Genomic DNA, 5,601 nt, shown 5'->3' on the forward strand with positions numbered 1-5,601 from the left:
ATTGGTTATTAACAAAAGAAAAAGTAGCAAAAAGAAAATACAATATCACCATTATCAATTTTATTAAAAATTGATAATGCAAAACTAAAGGCTGTAGTCCATCAACTCCGCTAAACGCTGCGTTGATGGAGCTACTTGCCTCTATCCCTACCCGGTCCCCAACCCAAACGTTTGACTGTAATTCAAAGCTTGATAATATCCCAGGTGAATTTAGAAAAGGTTTATTCATTCCATCACGTAGGTAATATCGGGAAAAACAACTAATTCAAAAGATTCCTTAACATGTTAAACCTCTGCAAAATTTTGGATATTCTAAACGCGGGTAAAATGGATTGCAGTTTGGGTTTGCACCTCGGGCAACGATAGAGGCAAGTAGCCCACAGGACCACTACGGCGCTAGCCTAGTGGGCCGAGGACTACAGCCGATAGCGTGACCCGAACGCCAAGTGCAAAAAGATATGACTTTGCAAAAAATTGGATAGGCGGAAGGGGGCCCGCATCATGATTTTACAATGGATGCTTTTCCAAATAGGCCTTAATAAAAGGACATTGTGGAATAATTTTCCAACCTTGATTTTGGGCATAGCTGGTAACAAAGGCTGCCAATTTTGAACCTATTCCTCTCCCACCCAAGGCCTTAGGCACTTCTGTATGAGTAAAGGTTATAGTTCCATTTTCAAGAATAAACTCGGCCAAAGCCAGGTGACCATCAATTTCCCATTCAAATCGAGAACGGTCAGGTACAAAAAAAATGTTGCTTTCCATAAGGTATGAAAAGCAACAAATATACGAAAGGAAAAAGTTGAGTTTATTCCAGAATCAATTTTCCGCGTTCAACTGAATTTCCATGTGTTATCGTAAAGAAATACACTCCGGCAGGAGCTTTCATACCTCCTGTTAAACGCCCATTCCAATTGGTAATGTAACGATCTGGAGTTAAGTAACCATCCTGAGCTATTGCTATTTCCTTGCCGGCAATATCAAAGATGGATATTTTAACTTGTTCATGGTTTTGAACGGTGTACTCAAAATGCACCTCTCCTGCAGAAGGATTTGGATAAACCCTAATCCTCATGGTGGAATTCAAGTCAAGAACATCTTCAGTTGAAGTGGTATCTTCGGTAGGAGGACCGCTCAAATCGGGAGGAGGGAGTTGCACATCGGTCCAAACGTGGTAATCACCGGGCTGGAAATTAATGGCAGCATTTTGGTCAGTTACGTTTATTGCTTGACCGGAGATATAATCATACCAGGTACCGGTATGTTGAAAACCAGGCACCATATCAAAAGCATTTATATCGAAATTAGCTCCAACACAAACATTCATGGAAGGATCATTTACCCAAATACGTTTACCTGTCCCCCAAGTATCCATGCTATAATTCCAGCTATCAAAAGCTGAATTATTCACTTTTAGTTTAATTAATGCAGCAAATACTTTAAACAAACGGTGACGATCCACATCAAAGTAATAGTCCCAACGAACCGGTTTTGGGGAGGTACGGCTGGCTTCCGTACCACTTGGCCAATTGATACTAAAATCGTAACCAAGTTCACCAAACTGCCATAGCATTTTGGGTCCGGGAATGGTAAAGAAACATGCCGCTGCGGCTTCCATCCGTTTAAGGGAAGTGGTTAAAGATCGGGTATCATAGTTGCCATTGATATTTCCGAAATTGATGTTTTTATACATTATTCGTTCTTCGTCGTGGCTTTCCATGTAAGAAACAGCGTTGGGATAATTCCATCCCTTGGCAAGGAAGGATGTTTGCCAACTGAAATCATTGTTATTGCTGTAGCCCATAGTACATTGGTTGTATTGCTCTGTGGCCTTAGACCAAAGCATAAAACCACCATTTGCAAGCACGGTTTCTTCGCCATTATCACCAAGGTGCTCTAAAATAACATAGTCGTTGGAATAGGAACGAATATCATTGTAATAGTCAAATAATATATTTACCCGGCTTTGGTCGTAGGCTGTCCAAGCCCCTATATCTCCACCGGAATTGGTTTGAGTAAGACCTTTTGATAAGTCTAACCGGAAACCGTCAATATGGTATTCTTCCTTCCAATAGCGGAAAAGTCGTTTAAAAAACCTTCTGGTATATTGGCTCTCATGGTTAAAATCATAACCAACACTATACGGATGAGTTGCTACAGGATTAAAGAATGGGCTATTAGCAGCAGGTTTGTTATTGTCGCTGTCCCAATACAAGCGAACATAGGAATTCTGACCGAAAGCGTGGTTGGGAACGATGTCTAAAATAACAGCAATTCCTTTGCTATGAGCCAAATCTACAAGCTCTTTCAAGGCTTCACGAGGACCATACTTTTTGTCCGGCGCAAAGAAAAACTCGGGAGAATAGCCCCAACTAGAGTTTCCATCAAATTCCATAACAGGCATTAATTGAATAGCATTTACTCCTAGTTTAACAAAATAATCCAGGGTGTCACGGATAGTAGTGTAAGCCTTTCTCATGGCGAAATCCCGAATTAGGGTTTCATAAATGACGAGTTTACTGCTTACAGGCAAGGTGTAATCATTATCGTGTTGCCAGTTATAAGGTGTTTGGTTGGTTTGAAGAACCGAAACTTTGGCATGCGTTTTACCTGTTGGATAAGAAATTAGGTTAGGATAAATAAAGGTATTGATACCTGCATCGCCATATTCATCTATTACTTTATCGGAATAAGGGTCAGCCACTTTAATTTTCCCGTCAACAAAAAATTGAAAGCGGTATTCTTGTCCTGGAGTTAGGCCTGAAATAGTAGTCCAATACCAATCTCCAAAATTTGATCTTTTGCAGAAATATTGGGGATCGGTTTCCCAATTAGTAAAATCACCAATTACATAAGCAAATTCTTTATTAGGAGCTTCGAGACAAATGGTAACGGTAGTGCTGTTAACATAATTAATACCAGGCACAATACCGGAAGGCGGATCTTGAACAGTTACATCAGGTTGAACAATAAAATAGGTAGTATCTCTTTTGGTTTGAGCTCCACTTTGGGCTTCGAAAACCAAATAGTGTTTACCTACCGTATTGGCGTTAAAACTATAGGAAACAATATTACCATTTCCTTGGTGAATAAATTGTCCATCCAGAAAAATATTACATTGACTCATGACTGTTTGAGCCCTAACCTCCACATTTACTGTTGCATTTTGAGCGTAAATTCCGGAAGGTAATAATGGTTGAATAAATTGAGGATCGAAACCTGTATTAGAAGGGAAAACCGGAACAATAATATCAGAACCATCTGCATTCTTTCCGGTAAGCGTTCCATTGGCATTTCTAAAAACAAACATCATTGCCTTAACCTGAGTATACTGGTTAAAGCCATATAAGCTATCTAAGCGAAAGGATTTTTTAAAAACATTGTTTCCAATTGGAGTCATTAAGGCATTTGCATCAGCAGTACCCCACACAAAAGGCTTCAGTAACCAGTCACCGGTATATGCAGAAGCGTCGGTAATTAAACCGGTATGCATATAAATTTGGCTTTGACCTTGTAACCCTGCATTCCCTTGGGAAGCATTGAAATAAACGGTTATGGAGTCATTTTGAGTAGGGTACGGAATGTCGGTATAAACCACTTGTGCATAAGTACTAAGTGATAATACGGAACAAACTGCTGCAAATAGCTTTTTCATAAACTGGAATTAAGGAATAAAATTAATTATTCAAAAAGAATACTTTCTCCGTTTTGATGGATTTTCCACCACTAACCATAGAAACAAAATACGTTCCGGTAGCCAATTTTGAGCCATCAGCTCCTACACCGGTCCAAACTAACTGATGTTTACCTTGGGTCATGGCACCATCAAACAACAATGCTACTTGTTTACCGGTTAAATCAGTAACAACAATCTGACAATTTCCTTCGGTTTTGTTGAAGGCAAAATCAAGATTCATTCTTTCGGAGAATGGATTAGGGTAAGCTACGAAGTTGTTTAGATTACCAATTTCGCTAAAACCGGTACTTTTAATAATTGTAACAAAATCACTAACGGAGTTATCGGTAGAGTTAATTACCAATGGATTATCGGTATTGAAATCTTTTGCGAAGATATCCTGACATCCTTGCTGGTCCCTTCCACTAAGCTGACCGTCTTTACTTCTAAACACCATACCCATGGTATAAACAGTAGCACCTGAAGGAAGTGGGGTATTCACAACTACCACACCATTGTTGGCACCGGCATCTTGACTTAATAAATTTGGATCGGAATAATAATCTTCCAATACCAGGTTAAGTTCATATACGCCGTTTCCGACCGGAGTCATTAATCCTTTTCCGTTGTCTTGTGGATTTTGTCCCCAATCGCCAACCACATGTTGCCAAACTTCAGAAGCGTAAGGAATAATTTGTTCTAAGCAAAATTGTTGATCGGTTTTATTTACGTCAGTACTATGACTACATACACCACTATGGATATACACTTTATCTTCCGGAACAATGGCTCCGCCACCATTTCCATCACCACCAAGGTTACAGTCGGTATTACTCATTAACTTAGTGTCGATACGAATAGTAACATTGGTTTGGGCAAAAACAGCCGATCCAATTAATAGGGATGAAACAAGGGTAAAGACTTTTTTCATTTGATTACGGTTTTAGGTTAAACTAGATTAGAATTTAGAAATTTTGATTGTTTGTTGGTTAATTTTCAGGTAGTAGATACCGGTATTGTAGAAGCTCATATCAATGCTATTTTCGCCTGCATTCATATCCCATTTAGCTAATTCATTGCCCAAAATCGAGTATAGGATTACTGAGGAATTTGATTTTAGCTCAACCGTTAAATTATTGGCAACAGGATTTGGAAAAAGTTTGAAGGATGAACTAAGCGCATCTTCGATACCTACCTCAGTTACCACAATTTGATATGTTTGAACATCTGATCCACAGGAATTTGAAACCGAGAGAGAAACATTGTATGTACCGGGAGCAACGAAAGTATAGGACGGATTGGCAGTGGTGTTATCTGTACTTCCATTGCTGGTGAAATCCCATGCATAGCTTGTACCAATTGGTTGAGATGAACTGGTAAATGAAACAGACAATCCGGTGGCAACATAGGTAAAGTCGGAAGTTGGGGTAGTTCCTTCGGTGATATAAATAATATCCTGAGCGGTACAACCAAAGTTATCTGTCACTACAATGGTATATTCTCCGCTATCGGCAACATTGATTGATTGAGTAGTGGCACCATTGCTCCAAGCATAGGAAGCGAAACCGCTTCCTGCATCAAGGGTGGTTGATTCCCCGTCGCATAGTGACTGATTGGAACCGGCATCAACAAAAGGTTGATTATGTAAAGTAACCTGAATAGTATCAGCGGCAGTGCAACCGTTAATATCAGTCACTCTTGCCCAATAAGAACCTCCTGTGCTTATTGGAAGTGTGGTTCCTGTGGAGTTATCATTCCAAAGAATGCTAGAAAACTGACTACTAATTACTTGCCCTGTCACACCAGGAAAAGTGGAATATGGTGGAATCTGATTAATATTTAAAAAAATATCATTGTTATTATCATCCTTTCCTGTTAAAGAACCGTCGGCATTCCTGAATACCATTGAAATTGCTGTAACACCT

5 protein-coding genes are annotated in these 5,601 nt (G+C 39.5%); all 5 read right to left on the reverse strand.

Annotation, left to right across the window (positions count from 1 at the left end; translation table 11 throughout):
* Positions 1-229 (reverse strand): hypothetical protein (locus tag K1X82_14590; GenBank protein MBX7183337.1); only part of this gene is annotated, 229 nt, incomplete at its 3' end.
* 278 nt (positions 230-507) lie between these two features.
* Positions 508-765 carry an N-acetyltransferase gene (locus tag K1X82_14595; protein MBX7183338.1) on the reverse strand — a complete coding sequence of 86 codons (258 nt, stop codon included), beginning with the start codon at positions 763-765 and terminating at the stop codon, positions 508-510.
* A gap of 43 nt (positions 766-808) precedes the next feature.
* Complete coding sequence (locus tag K1X82_14600; protein ID MBX7183339.1) at positions 809-3,655, reverse strand: T9SS type A sorting domain-containing protein; 2,847 nt, start codon at positions 3,653-3,655, stop codon at positions 809-811.
* Between the two features lie 22 nt (positions 3,656-3,677).
* On the reverse strand, positions 3,678-4,607 hold the full coding sequence (locus K1X82_14605) for a T9SS type A sorting domain-containing protein (GenBank protein ID MBX7183340.1): 930 nt from the start codon (positions 4,605-4,607) through the stop codon (positions 3,678-3,680).
* Between the two features lie 27 nt (positions 4,608-4,634).
* A partial coding sequence (locus tag K1X82_14610) for a T9SS type A sorting domain-containing protein (protein ID MBX7183341.1) occupies positions 4,635-5,601 on the reverse strand: 967 nt, incomplete at its 5' end.

This window comes from Bacteroidia bacterium, assembly GCA_019695265.1.
Taxonomy (GTDB): Bacteria; Bacteroidota; Bacteroidia; order JAIBAJ01; family JAIBAJ01; genus JAIBAJ01.

Excerpts from the sequence above, each read along its gene's own strand:
- K1X82_14605 (MBX7183340.1), bottom strand. The coding sequence starts at position 4,607 with ATGAAAAAAGTCTTTACCCTTGTTTCATCCCTATTAATTGGATCGGCT.
- K1X82_14595 (MBX7183338.1), bottom strand. The coding sequence starts at position 765 with ATGGAAAGCAACATTTTTTTTGTACCTGACCGTTCTCGATTTGAATGG.
- K1X82_14600 (MBX7183339.1), bottom strand. The coding sequence starts at position 3,655 with ATGAAAAAGCTATTTGCAGCAGTTTGTTCCGTATTATCACTTAGTACT.